The sequence below is a fragment of the Streptomyces sp. NPDC000404 genome, assembly GCF_040300365.1.
Classification (GTDB): Bacteria; Actinomycetota; Actinomycetes; order Streptomycetales; family Streptomycetaceae; genus Streptomyces; species Streptomyces ramulosus.
In genome coordinates, this window is the sequence record NZ_JBEPDN010000012.1 from 204,225 (window position 1) to 218,901 (window position 14,677).

The following is a 14,677-nucleotide window of genomic DNA, read 5'->3' on the forward strand; positions in this document are numbered from 1 at the left end:
AGGTGACGGGGCGTGGTCCGCCGGCCGCGGCGGACGGGATCCGGGGAACGGCGCGCGGTGTCGGGTGTGGGGCATGGTGCCGGGCGGCGCCGTCCGCGAAGATCGGCGCATGGCCTCGTCAGAACGGCGCGCGGCGCCGACGCCGCGCCCCCTCGGCACCTCCCCGTCCCGGTACCCGTCCCCGCGGACGCCGCTGGCCGTGCTCATCGGCTGCGCCGCCGCGGCCGTCGTCCTGACCGTGCTGGTCACGGCGGGCTGGGCGCCGCTCATCGGGCTCGACCGGACCGTCGCGGACACCCTCCACACCACGGCCGTCGGCGCGCCCGGCTGGACCCACCTCAACCGGATCCTCACCGACTGGCTGTGGGACCCCTGGACGATGCGGGCCCTGCTGGCGGTGGCGGTCGTGTGGCTCGTCCGCCGCGGTGAGTGGCTGCTCGGTGTCTGGGTGGCCGCCACCTCGCTCCTGGGCACCGGGCTCCAGCAGGGGCTGAAGGTGGCGGTGGACCGGGACCGTCCGGTGTGGCCCGACCCCGTCGACTCCGCGCACTACCAGGCCTTCCCGTCCGGGCACGCGCTGTCGGTCACGGTCGCGGGCGGGCTGCTGCTCTGGCTGCTGCACCGGCACGGGCCCCGTCCGGCCCGGTGGCGGGCGGCCGTCACGGTGGTGGCGGTGTCGATGGCCGGGGTCGGCTTCACCCGGGTGTACCTGGGGGTGCACTGGCTGTCGGACGTCGTCGGCGGCTGGCTGTTCGGCGCCACGGTGGTCGCGGCGTCGGTGGCGGTCCACCGGGCGTACGAGCGGCGGCGGGCCGGGCGGCAGGCGTGAGCGGCGGCCCGGCCGCGGGCGTACGGATCCGGCCGGGCCCGTGGCGTACCGCGGGCGGATCGCCGACCATGGCGGCATGACGGTGATCAAGGCGGTGCTGTTCGACTTCTCGGGGACGCTGGTGCGGATCGAGCCGGCGGAGAGCTGGCTGCGCGGTGCGCTGACGGCGACCGGGGCCACCCTGGACGGCGCCGCGCTGCGCGAGACGGCCGCGGCGCTGGAGCGGGCCGGGGCGCTGCCCGGCGGCGCCGTGCCCGAGTCGGTCCCGCCGGAGCTGGCCGGGCTCTGGGCGGAGCGGGACCGCGAGCCCCGCCACCACCGCGAGGTCTACACCGCGCTGGCCCGCCGGGTGCCGCTGCCCTCCCCCGCGCTGCCGGAGGCGCTGTACGCGCGCCACATGCGCCCCGAGGCGTGGCGGCCGTACCCGGACGCGGTCGAGGTGCTGGCCGAACTGCGCGGGCGCGGGCTGCGGTTGGGGCTGGTCAGCAACATCGGCTGGGATCTGCGGCCGGTGCTGCGCGCGCACGGTCTGGCGCCGTATCTGGACTGCACGGTCCTGTCGTACGAGCACCGGATGCAGAAGCCGGATCCGCGACTCTTCGCGCTGGCCTGCCGGGAGTTGGGGGTGGCGCCGGGCGAGGCGCTGATGGTCGGCGACGACCGGCGGGCGGACGGCGGCGCGACGGCGGTGGGCTGCCGCTATCTGCCGGTCGCCCCGCTGCCGGTGGACCGGCGCCCGGACGCGCTACGGGCCGTGCTGGACCTGGTGGGCTGAGCGGCGCCGGGCAGCGCCCCGGGCGCGGCCCCATCGCCCCTCCGGGTGCGGCCTCACCGTCCCCGCCCCCACAGCCGCAGCACCGCGAAGTCGTCCGCGAGCAGTCCCACCGCCGGGTCGATGCATCTCAGCAGGGTCCGGCCGGTGTGATGGCGGGTGATCCAGGCGCGGTCCGGCTCCCCGATCTCGTCGTCGACCCAGGCGAACGGATGGCCGCCGGCGACGGCGACCAGACGGCGGGTCTTCCAGTGCACGCCGTCGGCGGCGCGGTGCGGGGGCCGGGGCCAGTCCACGTACGGGAGGGCGGGCAGGCCCAGGACGGGGGCGATCCAGGTGTTGGCCTCGGCGCCCCAGGTGCTGGCCCACACCAGGCGGTAGCCGAGGCCCAGGAGCAGCGGGCCGTGCCGGGGGTCGAGGCGTACCGGCAGCGGCTGATGCGGCTCCTCCCAGCCCGTGGGGCGCATCGGCAGGGTGGTGTATCCGGCCGGGGCCCGTCCGACGGGGGCCCGCCACGGGTTGAGGGGGCCGTCGACGTCGAGGAAGAGGATCGGACGCGGGTCGGTCACCCGTCCGATGCTCCTCCCCCGGCCGGGTGGACGCGAGCGCTCCACCGGGCCGGGTCCGTCCCGGCGCCGGGCGGGACGGGCCGGTGAATTCTCGTCGGTTCACCGAACGACCATAAAGTTAAGGCAAAGAGTCCCGTCGCCGTATCCCCGCGATCAGGGTCGCCTTTCTCCGGGAATTACATTTCCGTCACCGAGCCGGAACCACATCCACACCTCTCCCCGCAATCCTCCGGACGTCACGTACACAATTAGCCAGATGGCCGATTATCGCCTGGTGAGTAACGCCTGCAAACACCCCTCTCTACCGCCTTCACCTGCGGAAACGAGATCGGTTCACCGTTTCTCGAACTTTTTCCTCGACAACTCCGTCACAGCTGGATCGGCTGAGCAACCTCCCCCGCCCATGCCGTCATCTGAGTCGACATCAAGTGATGTCATAGTGAGGAAACGGATCGGCCGCCGCGGAAATCTCTCCGCGCCGATGCGGCGATCGGTACGGGGAGGACGACAATTGCGCGGCTCATTCAGGACGGCCGTGGAGGAACCGGCACAGCGCATTCCCGTCGTGGTGCACGCGCCGGATCCCATCTCCCGGGAAGGGACCATCAGCCAGCTGCGCGACCACGCCGTGATCGATCTCGTCGACGAGGCGACCGCCCAGCAATCGGGCGGCGTAGCGGTGCTGCTCACCGAGTCCCTCGACGAGACCATGCTCGGCTGGCTTCGGCGGCTGGTGCGCAGCGACGGGATGCACGCCGTCCTCGTCGTGAGCCTGATCCGCGAGGCGGAGCTGCTGGACATCATCGAATGCGGGGTCGGCGCCATCGTCTGGCGCCGCGAGGCCACCGGCAACCGCCTGCGCCAGGCGGTCATCGCCGCCTCCCGGGGCGACGGCGACCTCCCCGCGGACCTGCTGGGACGGCTGCTCAGCCAGGTCGGCTCGCTCCGCCCGGGCACCCTCGGCGTCCCCGGTGTGCGCCCCTCGGGCCTCTCCCAGCGCGAGGTCGACGCGCTGCGGCTGGTCGCGGAGGGCATGGACACCAACGAGATCGCCCGGAAGCTGGCGTACTCCGAACGGACCGTCAAGAACATCATGCAGGGGCTGACGACCCGTCTGAACCTGCGCAACCGCGCGCACGCCGTGGCCTACGCGCTGCGCGAGGGCTACATCTCGTGAGGGCCGTACGCGGCCGACTGGAGCGACACTGAATGATCCACGAAGTGGACGAGGTCATCGAGGGACTGCTGACCGGCGGGGTGCTCGCCGGCACCGGGATCGAGATCGCCTTCGACGCCCCGACCCGCACCTGGGCGTCCCGGCGCAACTCCCCCACGCTGAACGCCTATCTGTACGACATCCGCGAGGACACCGCGCGGCGCGAGGGCGGCACCGTGCCGGTGCGCGACGAGCGGGGCGCCGTGGTGCGCAGGCGCCGTCCGCCGCGCTGGTTCCGGCTGTCGTACCTGGTCACCGCCTGGACGAAGCGGCCGCAGGACGAGCACCGGCTGCTGTCCGCGGCGCTCGCCTCGCTCCTGCCCCACGAGCTGCTGGCGCCCCCGCAACTGCCGGGATCGCTGGGGGCGCTCGGGCTGAGCGTGCCGCTCGTCGTCGGCGCCACGCCGGGCGACGCCCGCTCCCGCGCCGAGCTGTTCTCCGCGCTCGGCGGCGAACTCAAGCCCTCCGTCGACCTAATGCTGACCGTGCCGTTCCCGGGCTTCCCCGAGTACGACGCGGGGCCGCCGGTCACCGAAGGCGCGGTGGTCTCCGCCCGGGAGCTGGACGGCCCCCTCGTCGACGAGCCCCGCGCGCACCAGGAGCGGCACCTCAAGGACGTGGCGCGGCCCGCGTCCGCCGCCGAGGAGGCGCCCGATGAGCGGTGACACCCCCGCGCAGCCGCTGGCCGACCGGCTGGCCGCGCTGCGCGAGCGGGTCGCCGCACTGGTCGCCCGGCGCAGCGCCGACGACCCGACCGCCGACGACCCGCTGCGCGGCCTGTACCTCTCCGACGACGCGGTGCGCCACCGGCTGCGCGGCGGGGCCGAGGCCGGGGGCCCGCCGCCCGAGGGGTGGGACGAGCCGGAGCCGCCGGACGGCGCCGCCGCGCCCGGCGACCGGCTGGGCCTGCTCGCCCGGCGGCTGGGGCTGACCCCGCTGGACGCCACCGTCCTGCTCATCGCCCTCGCCCCCGACCTCGACCGGGACTTCGAGCCGCTGTACGGCTACCTCAACGACGACGTCAGCCGGCGGCGCGCCACCACGGGGCTCGCCCTCGACCTGTGCGGGCTGCTCGCCCCGGACGGTGCGGGCGCCGCGGCGCGGGCCCGCTTCCATCCGGAGGCGCCGCTGTCCGCGTACGGCCTGCTGCACGTCGAGGAGGCCGACCGCCCGTTCCTCGGCCGGTCGCTCCGCGTCCCGGACCGCGTCGCCGCGCATCTGCTGGGCGACGACACCCCGGACGCCGCGCTCGCCGGGTACGTCACGGAGCTGCCCGGCGCCCCGGCGGACGCACCGGCGGACCCGGCCGATCAGCTCGGCGCGCTGCTCGCGGCGGGGCCCGCCACCGTCTATCTGCGCGAGCACCGCGAGGGCGACGGGGCGGCCCGCGCCGCGGCCGCGCTGCGTGCCGCGGGCCGGGCGGCGCTGCGCTTCACCCCGCCCGCCCGGCCGCGGCGGGGTGACGACGGCACGGCGGAGGCGGCGCCGGACGGCCGGGGCCCGGTGGCGGCCCTGCTGCGCGAGGCCCGGCTGCGCGACTGCGCGGTCATCGTCGCCCCGCTGCCGGACGAACCGGGCCCGCTGATCCGGGAGTTGGCGGCGGAGGACGTGTCGGTGCTGCTGTGCGGGACGCGGCCGTACGACCCGCTGTGGTGCGCCCGCGATCCGCTGGTGCTCCAGGCGCCGCGGACCCGGGCGGGCGCGGCGGACGCCTGGGAGGCGGCGCTCGGCGCGGACGCCGCCACGCCCGGCCTCGATCTGGCGGCGACGGTCGCCCCGTACCGCCTCGACGGGGAGCGGATCCGGCGGGCCGCCCGCTCCGCGCTGGCGCTGGCGGCGCTGGAGGGCACCGCGCTGACCGCCGCGCATCTGCGGCACGCCGCCCGGCAGCAGTCGGCGTCCGGCCTGGAGCGGCACGCCCGGCGGATCCGCCCGGACGTCGGCTGGGCCGATCTGGTGCTGCCGGACGGCCCGCTCGGCCAGCTGCGGGAGCTGGCGCTCCGCTCCCGCCACCGCGACCGGGTCCTCGGCGACTGGCGGCTGAGCGCCGGCGGCGGCCGGGGGCGGGGCGTGCTGGCGCTGTTCGCCGGGGACTCCGGGACCGGCAAGACGCTGTCGGCGGAGGTGGTCGCCGCCGATCTCGGCCTCGATCTCTACGTCGTGCAACTCTCCTCCGTCGTCGACAAGTTCGTCGGCGAGACGGAGAAGAACCTGGAGCGGATCTTCACCGAGGCGGACCGCACCGATGCGGTGCTGCTCTTCGACGAGGCCGACGCCGTCTTCGGCAAGCGGTCCGAGGTGAAGGACGCGCACGACCGGTACGCCAACATGGAGAGCGCCTACCTGTTGCAGCGGCTGGAGGCGTTCGACGGCATCGCGGTGCTGACCACCAATCTGCGGGCCAACATCGACGACGCGTTCACCCGGCGCCTTGACCTGGTGGTCGACTTCCCGTTCCCCGACGCGGAGCAGCGGCTGGCGCTGTGGCGGCACAGCCTGGCGCATGTGCCGTGCGCGGAGGGGATCGATCCGGGGCCGTGCGCCCGGCAGTTCGAGCTGTCCGGCGGCTCGATCCGCAGCGCGGTGGTCACCGCCGCGTACGCCGCCGCCGGGCGCGGCGGGCCGGTGACCGGCGCGGATCTGCTCACCGGCGCCCGCCGCGAGTACCGCAAGGGCGGCCGGCTGGTGCTCGACGACACCGGCTGGTGACGGCACCCGCATGCGGAAGGGCCCGCCGTCCCCGGGGACGGCGGGCCCTTCCGCATGCGGCGGGCGTGTCCGCTCACGGCTTGTCGATGATCCAGCCCTGGTCGTCGTCCTTGGTGCAGTCGAAGAGGGTGAGCGGCAGGCGGTCGTCCATGTCCTCGCCCCTGCCGTGGTAGCCGTAGACGTCCAGGCAGAGACCACCGCTGTTGTAGTTGTGGACCCACCACAGGCGGGTGCCCTCGATCTGCTCCAGCCACCAGCCCTGGTTGCCGTCCCGCGAACCCCGGCAGCCGGACTCGATGACCTTCGTGCCCTTCTCCGCCGGGTCACGGCCCGGCAGATCGACGCAGTAGCCGTCCTTGACGTTGCGGAGCTGGAAGAGGTTGTGCCCGTCGGGGCCCGCGCCCTTGCCGCCCGGCAGCAGATCGAAGCTCCAGATCTGGTTGTCCAGGGAGGGGACGTTGTTGCAGGAGTACTGCCAGACCGGGCCGTTCAGGGCCCCCCGGCCGTTGCCGGGCAGATCGGCGCACTTCTGCGTGGTGCCGTTGCGCAGCAGCACATTGTGGAACCGCGCGTTCGGGTCCGGCTTGGGCTTGTTCCCGCCGCCCCCGCCACCGCCGTCGTCCTTCTTCGGCGCCTGTGTGGGCTGTTGCGGCGTCGGCGGGGCGGGCGCCGACGGCTGGATGGTGTGCGCGGTCTGACCGGGCGTCTTGTCCGTCGCCTTGGTGGCCAGATCCGGCTTGTACGTCAGCCAGATCATCAAGAACGCGATGGCCAGGCCCAGCAGCAGGCTGAACAGCACGCCGAGCCAGCGCGGCAGCAGCCCGGGCTGGACGTACGTACCGCGCACCGGCAGCGGTTCGGCGCCGGAGCGCTGCACCGACAGCGTGTAAGGCCGGGACTGCTTGGCGCCCGCCCAGATGATCTGCCGCGGCTTGAGCGTGGTCTTCAAGAACGCCGCGCGCCCCGGCTCGATCTGCACATTCGCCGGGTTGATCTCGTACGACAGCTGATCGCTGTTGTCGTGGCCGCTGACCGAGGCGGTGAGTTTGACGTTGCCGAGGTTGTCGATGGCGAGCCGGGGACGGCCGCGGAAGCGGCCGGTGACGTTCGTGGGGACGAGTTCGGCGCGGACCTCGCTGAACGGGGTGACGGTGAGGTTGCCCTCGGGGACGGTGGTGGCCTCGGGGAACTCCGTCGGGATGATCTGGACACCGTAGGGGTGCGGGCCCGCGGCGGCGTCGGGGGTGCGGGGCGGAGCGAACGTCAGCTCCACCGTGCCCGTGGTGCCCGGGTAGAGCCGGAGGGTCGCGGGCTCGACGGTCGTCCAAGGTGCCAGATCGCCCACCGGGACGCAGCGGTATTCGTCGACGACGTCGCCGGTGTTGCGCAGCCGTAGCCGCACGGTGGTGCTGCCGCCCGGGTCCACGGTGGTCGAGGCGGGTTCGAGAGAGGTCCACAGGCTCATACGGCGACCGTATGGCGAGGCCGGGGGGCGTGTCGCAGGACTGGGGGCAGGGTCGGCTGCCCCTAGGGACCGGGCCGGCTGCCCTCGGGGCCCGCACCGGGTGCACCCGGGCCCTGGGGCCGCCCCAAAAGTGGGCCCACCGCAGGTCAACGGGGGCCTCGGGCCGCGTTCCGCGACCCGATTTCCGGGCCCCGGCTGCCCGTTGGGGCATCCGGGCTGCCCCCGCTACGGCCCCGACGGACCTTCCGGAGCCAAGGGGGCTGCGACAACAGTGGCGTACTCCACCGTCATACGGTTGTCGTACCCCGAGGAGAACCAGCGCATGCCGTCGTATCTGTCGCCCGGCGTCTACGTCGAGGAGGTAGCCAGTGGCTCCCGCCCGATCGAGGGGGTCGGCACGTCCGTGGCGGCCTTCGTGGGCCTGGCGCCCACGGGGCCGCTGAACCAGCCGACGCTGGTGACCAACTGGTCCCAGTACGTGGCCGCCTTCGGCGAGTTCACCGACGGCTACTACCTCGCCCACTCGGTCTACGGGTTCTTCAACAACGGCGGTTCGGCCGCCTACGTGGTCCGGGTCGGCGGCGCCGCCGCGGACGCCGCGACGCAGTCCGGTGCGCCGGCCGCGGTGCCGGCCGCCGCCGCGCCCGCCGAGCTGACGCCCGGTGAGCCCACCGCCCTGGGCACCTTCGCGGTCCGCGCCCTGACGTCCGGCACCGGCGGCGGCGCGCTGAGCGTCGAGGTCGCCGACCCGGAGGGCGAGGGCCCGGCCGAGCGGTTCCGGCTGCTGGTCAAGGACGGCGACAAGGTCGCCGAGACCTTCGACGTCAGCGCCAAGAAGAGCACCCGCAACTACGTCGTCACGCAGGTCAAGGAACGCTCCAAGCTGATCACCGTGCTGGAGGCGGCGCCCTCGTCCCAGCTGGCGCGCCCCGACAACCAGACGGTGGAGCTGGCCCGGCCCGTGCAGGTGCCCGCGGCCCCGGCGCCCGCCGCCCCGGCTGCGGCCCCGGCCGTCCACCCCGGTCCGGCCGAGTACCTCGGCGACTCCGCCGACCGCACCGGCTTCGGCGGTCTGGAGGCGGTCGACGAGATCTCGATGGTCGCGGTGCCCGACCTGATGGCCGCCTACCAGCGGGGCGCCATCGGCCTGGAGGAGGTCAAGGCCGTCCAGCTCGGCCTGATCGCCCACTGTGAGCTGATGGGTGACCGCGTCGCCGTGATCGACCCGCCGCCCGGCCTCAACGCCCGGGACATCCGGGTGTGGCGGCAGGAGACGGCGGGCTACGACTCGAAGTACGCCGCGGTGTACTACCCGTGGGTCAAGGTCTTCGACCCGGCGTCCGGCCAGACGAAGATGATCCCGCCGAGCGGCCACGTCTCCGGCATCTGGGCGCGCAACGACTTCGAGCGCGGCGTCCACAAGGCCCCGGCCAACGAGGTGGTGCGCGGCGCCGTCGATCTGGAGACCCAGATCACCCGCGGTGAGCAGGACCTGCTCAACCCGATCGGCGTCAACTGCATCCGCGCCTTCCCCGGCCGCGGCATCCGCGTGTGGGGCGCCCGCACCCTCTCCTCCGACCCGGCCTGGCGGTACATCAACATCCGCCGGTACTTCAACTACCTGGAGGAGTCGATCCTGATCGGCACCCAGTGGGTGGTGTTCGAGCCCAACGACGAGGCGCTGTGGGCCCGGATCCGGCGGAACGTCTCGGCCTTCCTCGTCAACGAGTGGCGCAACGGCGCCCTGTTCGGCTCCCGTCCCGAGGACGCCTTCTACGTGAAGTGCGACGCCGAGACCAACACCACGGAATCGGTCGACCTCGGCCGGGTCATCTGCGAGATCGGCATCGCGCCGGTCAAGCCCGCCGAGTTCGTGATCTTCCGGCTGGCGCAGTTCTCCAGCGGCAGCGGCGAGCTGGAGGAGTAACCCCGCCGGGGGCGGGGCGCGGCCGCCGGTCGCGCCCCGCCCTGCCCGCACCTGACCGTCCCGTTTCCCGGGGGTCCGGCATCCGCGCCGGTGTCCCCGTCCCCGCACAGAGAGCGAACCATGAGTCTGCAGCCCGGTGATTCCCTCACCTCACACAATTTCGGCCTCCAGATCGACGGCGTCATGGTCGAGTACCTCCAGGAGGTCAGCGGCCTGAGCATCGAGCAGGACGTGATCGAGTACCAGCAGGTCTCCAGCCAGGGCAAGCCCGTCACGAAGAAGCTGCCGGGCGTGAAGAAGGCCGGCACCTGCACGGTCGTGCGCGGTATGACGCAGTCCGCCGCGTTCAACCAGTGGATCACCCAGTCCGTCAACGGCCAGATGTCGACGGCGCGGAAGAACGCCACGATCATGGTGATGGACTACATGAACACCCCGGTCAAGCGCTACAACATGCGCAACGCCTGGTGCAGCAAGGTCGACACCTCCACCGTCAAGGCCGGTGAGGCGTCCGCGCTGACCGAGACCGTGACCATCACCTTCGAAGAACTGGTCATCGAGTAATGCGCCGTACGGCCTCCCGGCCCGCGGCCGTCCCCGACCCGGTCGCCGCGCCCGCGGCGCCGGGCGGGGAGCCCGCGGCGCCCGCCCCGGTCGCGGCGCCCGCCCCCGCCGCCGAACGGGCCCCGCTGCGCACCGAGTTCGAGTTCGAGCTGCCGCGCGGCTACGTCGACGACGCGGGCGTGGTGCACCGCACCGGTTCGATGCGGCTGGCGACGGCCCGCGACGAGCTGGTGCCGCTGCGGGACATCAGGGTCCAGGAGAACCCGGCGTATCTGTCGGTGGTCCTGCTGGGCCGCGTCATCACCCGCCTCGGCACGCTGCACCAGGTGCACGACGGCGTCGTGGAGAACATGTTCGCCTCCGACCTGGCGTTCCTGCAGGACTTCTACCGGCAGGTCAACGCGGAGGGCCACACCCGGGCCGGGGTGACCTGCCCGCACTGCGAGCAGCCGTTCGAGGTGGAGCTGGGCGGGAGCCGCCTGGGGGAATCGTGACGTACGCGGCCGACCGTATCCACGCGGAGATCGCGTACGTCGCCTATCACTTCCACTGGAGCCTGGAGGACATCCTGGACCTCGAACACGGGGACCGCCGCCGGTACGCCGACGAGATCGCCGCCCTGGTCAACCGCGCGGCGGCGGAGGGCTGATGGGACTCCTCGACAGACTGCGCGGCCGCCGTCCGGCGCCGACGGACGGCGGTGCGGCCCGGCCCGCCGCCGGGCCCGCCGCGGCGCCCGGCGCCGACCCGGCTCCCGCTCCCGTTCCCGCGGAAGCGGGCCCGCGCGCGACGGCCGGCTGGTCGGCGCTGCCGCCGATCCGGCGCGCCTTCGCCGACCGGGCGGACACCGTCGCCGACCGCGGGTTCGGCACCTCGCTGACGACCTGGCAGAACCCGTCCTTCACCGGCACCCTCACCCATGCGGTGCTGGACAGCGGGCCCGGCGGACGGATCGCACAGCTGTCCGCGGCGCCGGCCCGCGCCACGGACGCACCGGACGCCGCGGTGGCGGAGCTGCCCGTCGCGGCTCCGCGTCCGGCACCCGCCGACGCCCCGTCCGGCGTGGACGGGCCGCACGACGTGCCCGCCGCCCCGGTCGCGGTGGCGCGGGCGACGGGCCCGCGGGTCCGCCCGCTGACGCCCGCCGCGGCGTCCCGCCCGGCGACGCTGACGTCGGCGCCCCGCGCGCAGTCGGGCGCCGCCACCCCGCGCACCGCGGTGCAGCGGCGGGAGCTGCCGGTGGCCCGCGCGGACGCGGGCGCCGCGCCCGCGTCCCGGCCCACGACCGGCGGAGGTACCGCTCCGGCGTCCGGGACGGGAGCGGCGAGCCTCTCCGTTGCCGGGTCCGGCCCGGCCGCCGGCTCCGGTGCCGGGCGCGGCGGTTCCCCGGCGGACGGCGCGGATCTGCCGCTGCCGCCTGCCGCGGGAGCCGTCTCGCCGCCTGCCGGTGCGGCTTCCCCCTCGGCCGCCGGTGCCGCGTCCCCGTCCGGCGCCGGGCTGCCGCCGGTTGCGGTGCAGCGGGCGGCGGACGGCGGACGGACGCAGCCGGAGGCGGCGACCGGTCCGGTGCCGCCGTCGGCTTCCGCCCGACCTTCCAACTCGCCTATCACTGCTGGGATTTCGCGGCCCGTGAGCCCTTCACCCCGTCCCGGGAACTCCCCGGACGCGACGCGCACCGCCGCTGTTCGGCCCGGTGGCGCCCCGGGCGCCGGGCTCACCGGTCCGCTGCCCGTGCAGAAGGCCACGGGTGCGCCCGCCATGCCTGCCGCTGCCGAGGCGCCGCGTCCCGCGCGCGCCGCCGGGGCCGTCGGTGCGCCTTCCCGGCCGGGGGCGGGGGGCACGGGCAACGCAGCTGGTGCGCTTGGCGGTTCGCCGCGTACCGGTGCGGGCGGCGGTTCGCCGCGTACCGGTGCGGCCGCGCGTCCGGCCGCGCCGCCGGCCACTTCTCCTTCCGGCCCGGCGCCCGATGCCGCGCCCGGCGCGGGATCGGCCACGGCACCGGGCACGCCCGGTTCCTCCGTCCCGCGGACGCCTGCCGCTTCGGGGACCGGGTCCGCGCCCTCCCCCTCGGCCTCCGGTTCCTCGTCGGCCCCGTCAGCCTCCGGTTCCTCGTCGGCGTCCGGGCCCTCGGCTCCGGCCTCCGGTGTGCCCAAGGGCCTCGGGGCGCCGAAGGGGTCCGCCGCCCCGCAGGGCACCGGTGACGCCTCGCGTGCCGCGGGTGCGCCCGGCGGCTCGGCGCCTTCCGCGGGCGGTGACCGTCCGCCGGCCGTCTCCCGTGCCCTGGCCGCGCCCGACGCGGCGCGGGCGACGGGGACTCCGTCCGCGGCGGGCACGTCACGCCCGGCGGAGCGCTCCGGCGTGGGGTCCGGTACGCCCGGCGGACCAGCCGCGCCCTCCCCCGGCCCGTCGGCGTCCTCGGCCGCCCCGGCTCCGGTCCCCGGCGCGCCGTCCGGTCGTACGGCTCCCGGTGCGCGCCCGGCTTCCTCCGGTACCGGTGGGCACCCGGTGCAGCGCGGCGCCGAGGGCTCCGCCACGCGCCGGGGGCTGGGCGCGCCGCGTGCCCCGCAACCGCCGTCCGCCTCCGGCGCGTCCAGCGCGGCGACGCCGTCCGGTACGCCGGTGCAGCGGCGGTCGGCTCGGCTCAACCCGCCGACGGGGGCGGCTTCCTCAGCGTCCTCAGCGTCCTCGGTGTCCTCGATGTCCTCGGCGCCGCCGGTCGCCCCGGCGTCGGCCAAGCCGTCCACGTCCATACCTGCCACGCCTGCCACGCCGAGCGCACCGGCCGCGCCGTCCGTGCCTGTCGCACCGGCTGCTCCTGTCGCGCCGACCGCATCCGCCTCGTCCTTCGTGACGGCCGCATCGCCCCCGGCTTCGGATCCGGCTCCCGCTCCGGCGGTCCGGCCGAGCCCGGCGGCCCCGGCTCCCGCGGCCCCGGTGGCGGCCGCCCGCACCGCTCCGGACGGCTCCCCCGCGCCGTCCGCCTCCGCCGCCCCGGCCTCGTCCGCTGCCTCCTCCGGCCCGGGTCTGCCCGTCTCCCGCCGTACCGCACCGTCCGCTCCCGGACCCGCGGGACCGGCCCGGCGGCGCCCCCTGCTGGGCGCCCCGCTGATCGCCCCGCCGCAGGCCGGGCCGGAGCGCCCGGGTCCGGTGGCCGGTACGCCCGTCGCGCCGCACCGCACCGCCGGGCCCGCGGCCGCCCCGGGCGACGGCGCCGCGCCCGTGCAACGTGCCGTCCCCGTACGGCGGCCCGAGGCGGCGCAGCCGTCCGGTACGCGCCCCACGGGCAACGGGCACCGGAGCGGCGACGCCTCCCGGTCCCCGCTGCCCACCCCGATCGCCCGCGCCGTGCTGCCGGACGCCACGCCGCCGAAGGCCGGCCCCGGAACCGTCCGGCCCCCGCTCGCGGCGCCCTCGGCACCGGAGCCCGTGACGGCGGGACCGGTGGCACCGCCGCTCGCCCCCTCGGAAGCGGCCACCCCCGTCGTCCGGCCCCACACGCCGCCCGCCGGGCCGTCCGCCTCCGGGTCATCCGCCCCCGGGCTGTCCGCCACTCCGATGCGCCCGGCGGCGGCCCTGCCGCTGGCCTCCTCGCGGCCGTTGACCTCGGCGATGGCGGCCACCGCCCCGGCTGCCGCCCCCGTTCAGCGCCGGACGGCGCCGTCGGCCGCGCCGCTGCGTGCCGCATCGGTACCGGGCGCACCGTCCGTCGCGCCGACGCAGCGGCCGACCGGTCCGGCGCGGCAGCCGGGCGGTCCGGCATCGCGCACACACGCCGTGCCGCTCCCCGGGAGCGCACCCGGCGCCCCCGCACTCGGCACCCCGGCGCCCGGCGCCCCCGTACAGCTGCGGCAACTCCCGAACGGTCCGGCGCCGCACGCCCCGGCCGTCGGCACGGGGCCGCACGGCCCCGTGGCCGGGCCCGCCGCGCCGCGGTCCGGGCCGGTGGGCGGGGTGCCCGCCCCGCAGGCCGCTGCGCTCCGTGCCGCCCCGGCGGCGGGCGGGACCGGGGACGCGCCGCGGCGCCCGCCGGTTCCATTGCCGACCGCGGCCAACGCCCGGCCGCCGGCCGTCCAGCGGAAGGCGGCACCGCTGACGCCGCGTCCGGCGGACGTGCCCACCGGGCCCCCGGCCCCGGGCCTGGCTCCGGCCCCCGTACCGCCCGTGGGAGGCCCGGCGCCGGTGCCGGTCCCGCAGGCGCAGCGCACCGCCGCACCGGCGCCCCCGCTCCTGGCCGCCGTCCAACGCGCCCCGGAACAGGGGGAGCCGGAGCGGCGGCCGCTGCTGGAGAAGAGCGCGCCCCCCAGACGGGAGGCGCCGGCCGCCCCGCCCCTGCCCGCCGGGAAGGGCGCTCCGGCGCCGGAGCGGACGCCCTCCCGTGAGCGGCCCCTCAGGCGCACCTCCGCCCGTAACCGCCATGTTCCCGAGGAGAGTTCGGGGAAGCGGTCCGCCGGGCGGGAGGGGGACGGGTTCGATGCCCGCGACCTCACCGACGGCCAGGTCGATGAGCTGGTGCACCGGCTGATCGGGCTGCTGGTCCCCCGGCTGAAGGCCGAGTTCCGTCACGACCGGGAGCGCATCGGCAGACTCCGCGATCCGCGCCGCTGACCCGGCCCACCCCCGCTTTGC

General features: G+C 76.0%; 12 protein-coding genes. 10 read left to right on the top strand and 2 right to left on the bottom strand.

The window, feature by feature from the left end; genetic code table 11:
- Positions 1-109: 109 nt before the first annotated feature.
- A complete protein-coding gene (locus ABT345_RS23790; protein WP_345091265.1) occupies positions 110-829 on the top strand; it encodes a phosphatase PAP2 family protein in 720 nt (239 codons plus the stop codon).
- 76 nt (positions 830-905) lie between these two features.
- Positions 906-1,604: an HAD family hydrolase gene (locus ABT345_RS23795; RefSeq protein ID WP_345091268.1), complete on the top strand. Its 699-nt coding sequence runs from the start codon at positions 906-908 to the stop codon at positions 1,602-1,604.
- Positions 1,605-1,657: 53 nt separating this feature from the next.
- Here ABT345_RS23795 and ABT345_RS23800 read toward each other — a convergent pair whose 3' ends face one another.
- Positions 1,658-2,170 (bottom strand): HAD domain-containing protein, encoded by a 513-nt coding sequence (locus tag ABT345_RS23800; protein ID WP_345091271.1) that lies wholly within the window; start codon positions 2,168-2,170, stop codon positions 1,658-1,660.
- A 481-nt stretch (positions 2,171-2,651) separates the two neighbouring features.
- Between ABT345_RS23800 and ABT345_RS23805 the strand changes: the two genes are divergently transcribed.
- From ABT345_RS23805 to ABT345_RS23815, 3 genes are read left to right on the top strand one after another with little or no spacing between them, the layout of a single operon-like run.
- Complete coding sequence (locus ABT345_RS23805) at positions 2,652-3,347, top strand: helix-turn-helix transcriptional regulator (protein ID WP_345091274.1); 696 nt, start codon at positions 2,652-2,654, stop codon at positions 3,345-3,347.
- A 32-nt stretch (positions 3,348-3,379) separates the two neighbouring features.
- Positions 3,380-4,051 carry a Pvc16 family protein gene (locus ABT345_RS23810; RefSeq protein WP_345091277.1) on the top strand — a complete coding sequence of 224 codons (672 nt, stop codon included), beginning with the start codon at positions 3,380-3,382 and terminating at the stop codon, positions 4,049-4,051.
- Entirely contained in the window at positions 4,041-6,095 is a 2,055-nt protein-coding gene (locus tag ABT345_RS23815; RefSeq protein ID WP_345091280.1) for an ATP-binding protein, read from the top strand. Before ABT345_RS23810 ends, ABT345_RS23815 begins: the two co-directional genes overlap by 11 nt.
- A gap of 73 nt (positions 6,096-6,168) precedes the next feature.
- Here ABT345_RS23815 and ABT345_RS23820 read toward each other — a convergent pair whose 3' ends face one another.
- Positions 6,169-7,560: an RICIN domain-containing protein gene (locus tag ABT345_RS23820; protein ID WP_345091282.1), complete on the bottom strand. Its 1,392-nt coding sequence runs from the start codon at positions 7,558-7,560 to the stop codon at positions 6,169-6,171.
- A 322-nt stretch (positions 7,561-7,882) separates the two neighbouring features.
- Between ABT345_RS23820 and ABT345_RS23825 the strand changes: the two genes are divergently transcribed.
- From ABT345_RS23825 to ABT345_RS23845, 5 genes are all read left to right on the top strand, one after another.
- The gene (locus ABT345_RS23825) at positions 7,883-9,487 is read left to right on the top strand and encodes a phage tail sheath family protein (RefSeq protein ID WP_345092198.1); all 1,605 of its coding nucleotides are present in this window, start codon (positions 7,883-7,885) and stop codon (positions 9,485-9,487) included.
- Between the two features lie 120 nt (positions 9,488-9,607).
- Positions 9,608-10,051: a phage tail protein gene (locus ABT345_RS23830; protein WP_143944641.1), complete on the top strand. Its 444-nt coding sequence runs from the start codon at positions 9,608-9,610 to the stop codon at positions 10,049-10,051.
- Positions 10,051-10,545 (top strand): hypothetical protein, encoded by a 495-nt coding sequence (locus tag ABT345_RS23835; RefSeq protein ID WP_345091288.1) that lies wholly within the window; start codon positions 10,051-10,053, stop codon positions 10,543-10,545. The genes ABT345_RS23830 and ABT345_RS23835 overlap by 1 nt, the downstream gene beginning before the upstream one ends.
- A complete protein-coding gene (locus ABT345_RS23840; protein ID WP_345091290.1) occupies positions 10,542-10,700 on the top strand; it encodes a DUF6760 family protein in 159 nt (52 codons plus the stop codon). Before ABT345_RS23835 ends, ABT345_RS23840 begins: the two co-directional genes overlap by 4 nt.
- A gap of 2,285 nt (positions 10,701-12,985) precedes the next feature.
- Positions 12,986-14,656 carry a hypothetical protein gene (locus tag ABT345_RS23845; RefSeq protein WP_351323256.1) on the top strand — a complete coding sequence of 557 codons (1,671 nt, stop codon included), beginning with the start codon at positions 12,986-12,988 and terminating at the stop codon, positions 14,654-14,656.
- The last annotated feature ends 21 nt before the right edge of the window (positions 14,657-14,677 follow it).

Bases quoted from the DNA above. Each gene is read 5' to 3' on its own strand.
- ABT345_RS23790 (WP_345091265.1), top strand. From the start codon at position 110: ATGGCCTCGTCAGAACGGCGCGCGGCGCCGACGCCGCGCCCCCTCGGC.
- ABT345_RS23795 (WP_345091268.1), top strand. From the start codon at position 906: ATGACGGTGATCAAGGCGGTGCTGTTCGACTTCTCGGGGACGCTGGTG.
- ABT345_RS23805 (WP_345091274.1), top strand. From the start codon at position 2,652: ATGCGGCGATCGGTACGGGGAGGACGACAATTGCGCGGCTCATTCAGG.
- ABT345_RS23810 (WP_345091277.1), top strand. From the start codon at position 3,380: ATGATCCACGAAGTGGACGAGGTCATCGAGGGACTGCTGACCGGCGGG.
- ABT345_RS23815 (WP_345091280.1), top strand. From the start codon at position 4,041: ATGAGCGGTGACACCCCCGCGCAGCCGCTGGCCGACCGGCTGGCCGCG.
- ABT345_RS23820 (WP_345091282.1), bottom strand. From the start codon at position 7,560: ATGAGCCTGTGGACCTCTCTCGAACCCGCCTCGACCACCGTGGACCCG.
- ABT345_RS23825 (WP_345092198.1), top strand. From the start codon at position 7,883: ATGCCGTCGTATCTGTCGCCCGGCGTCTACGTCGAGGAGGTAGCCAGT.
- ABT345_RS23830 (WP_143944641.1), top strand. From the start codon at position 9,608: ATGAGTCTGCAGCCCGGTGATTCCCTCACCTCACACAATTTCGGCCTC.
- ABT345_RS23835 (WP_345091288.1), top strand. From the start codon at position 10,051: ATGCGCCGTACGGCCTCCCGGCCCGCGGCCGTCCCCGACCCGGTCGCC.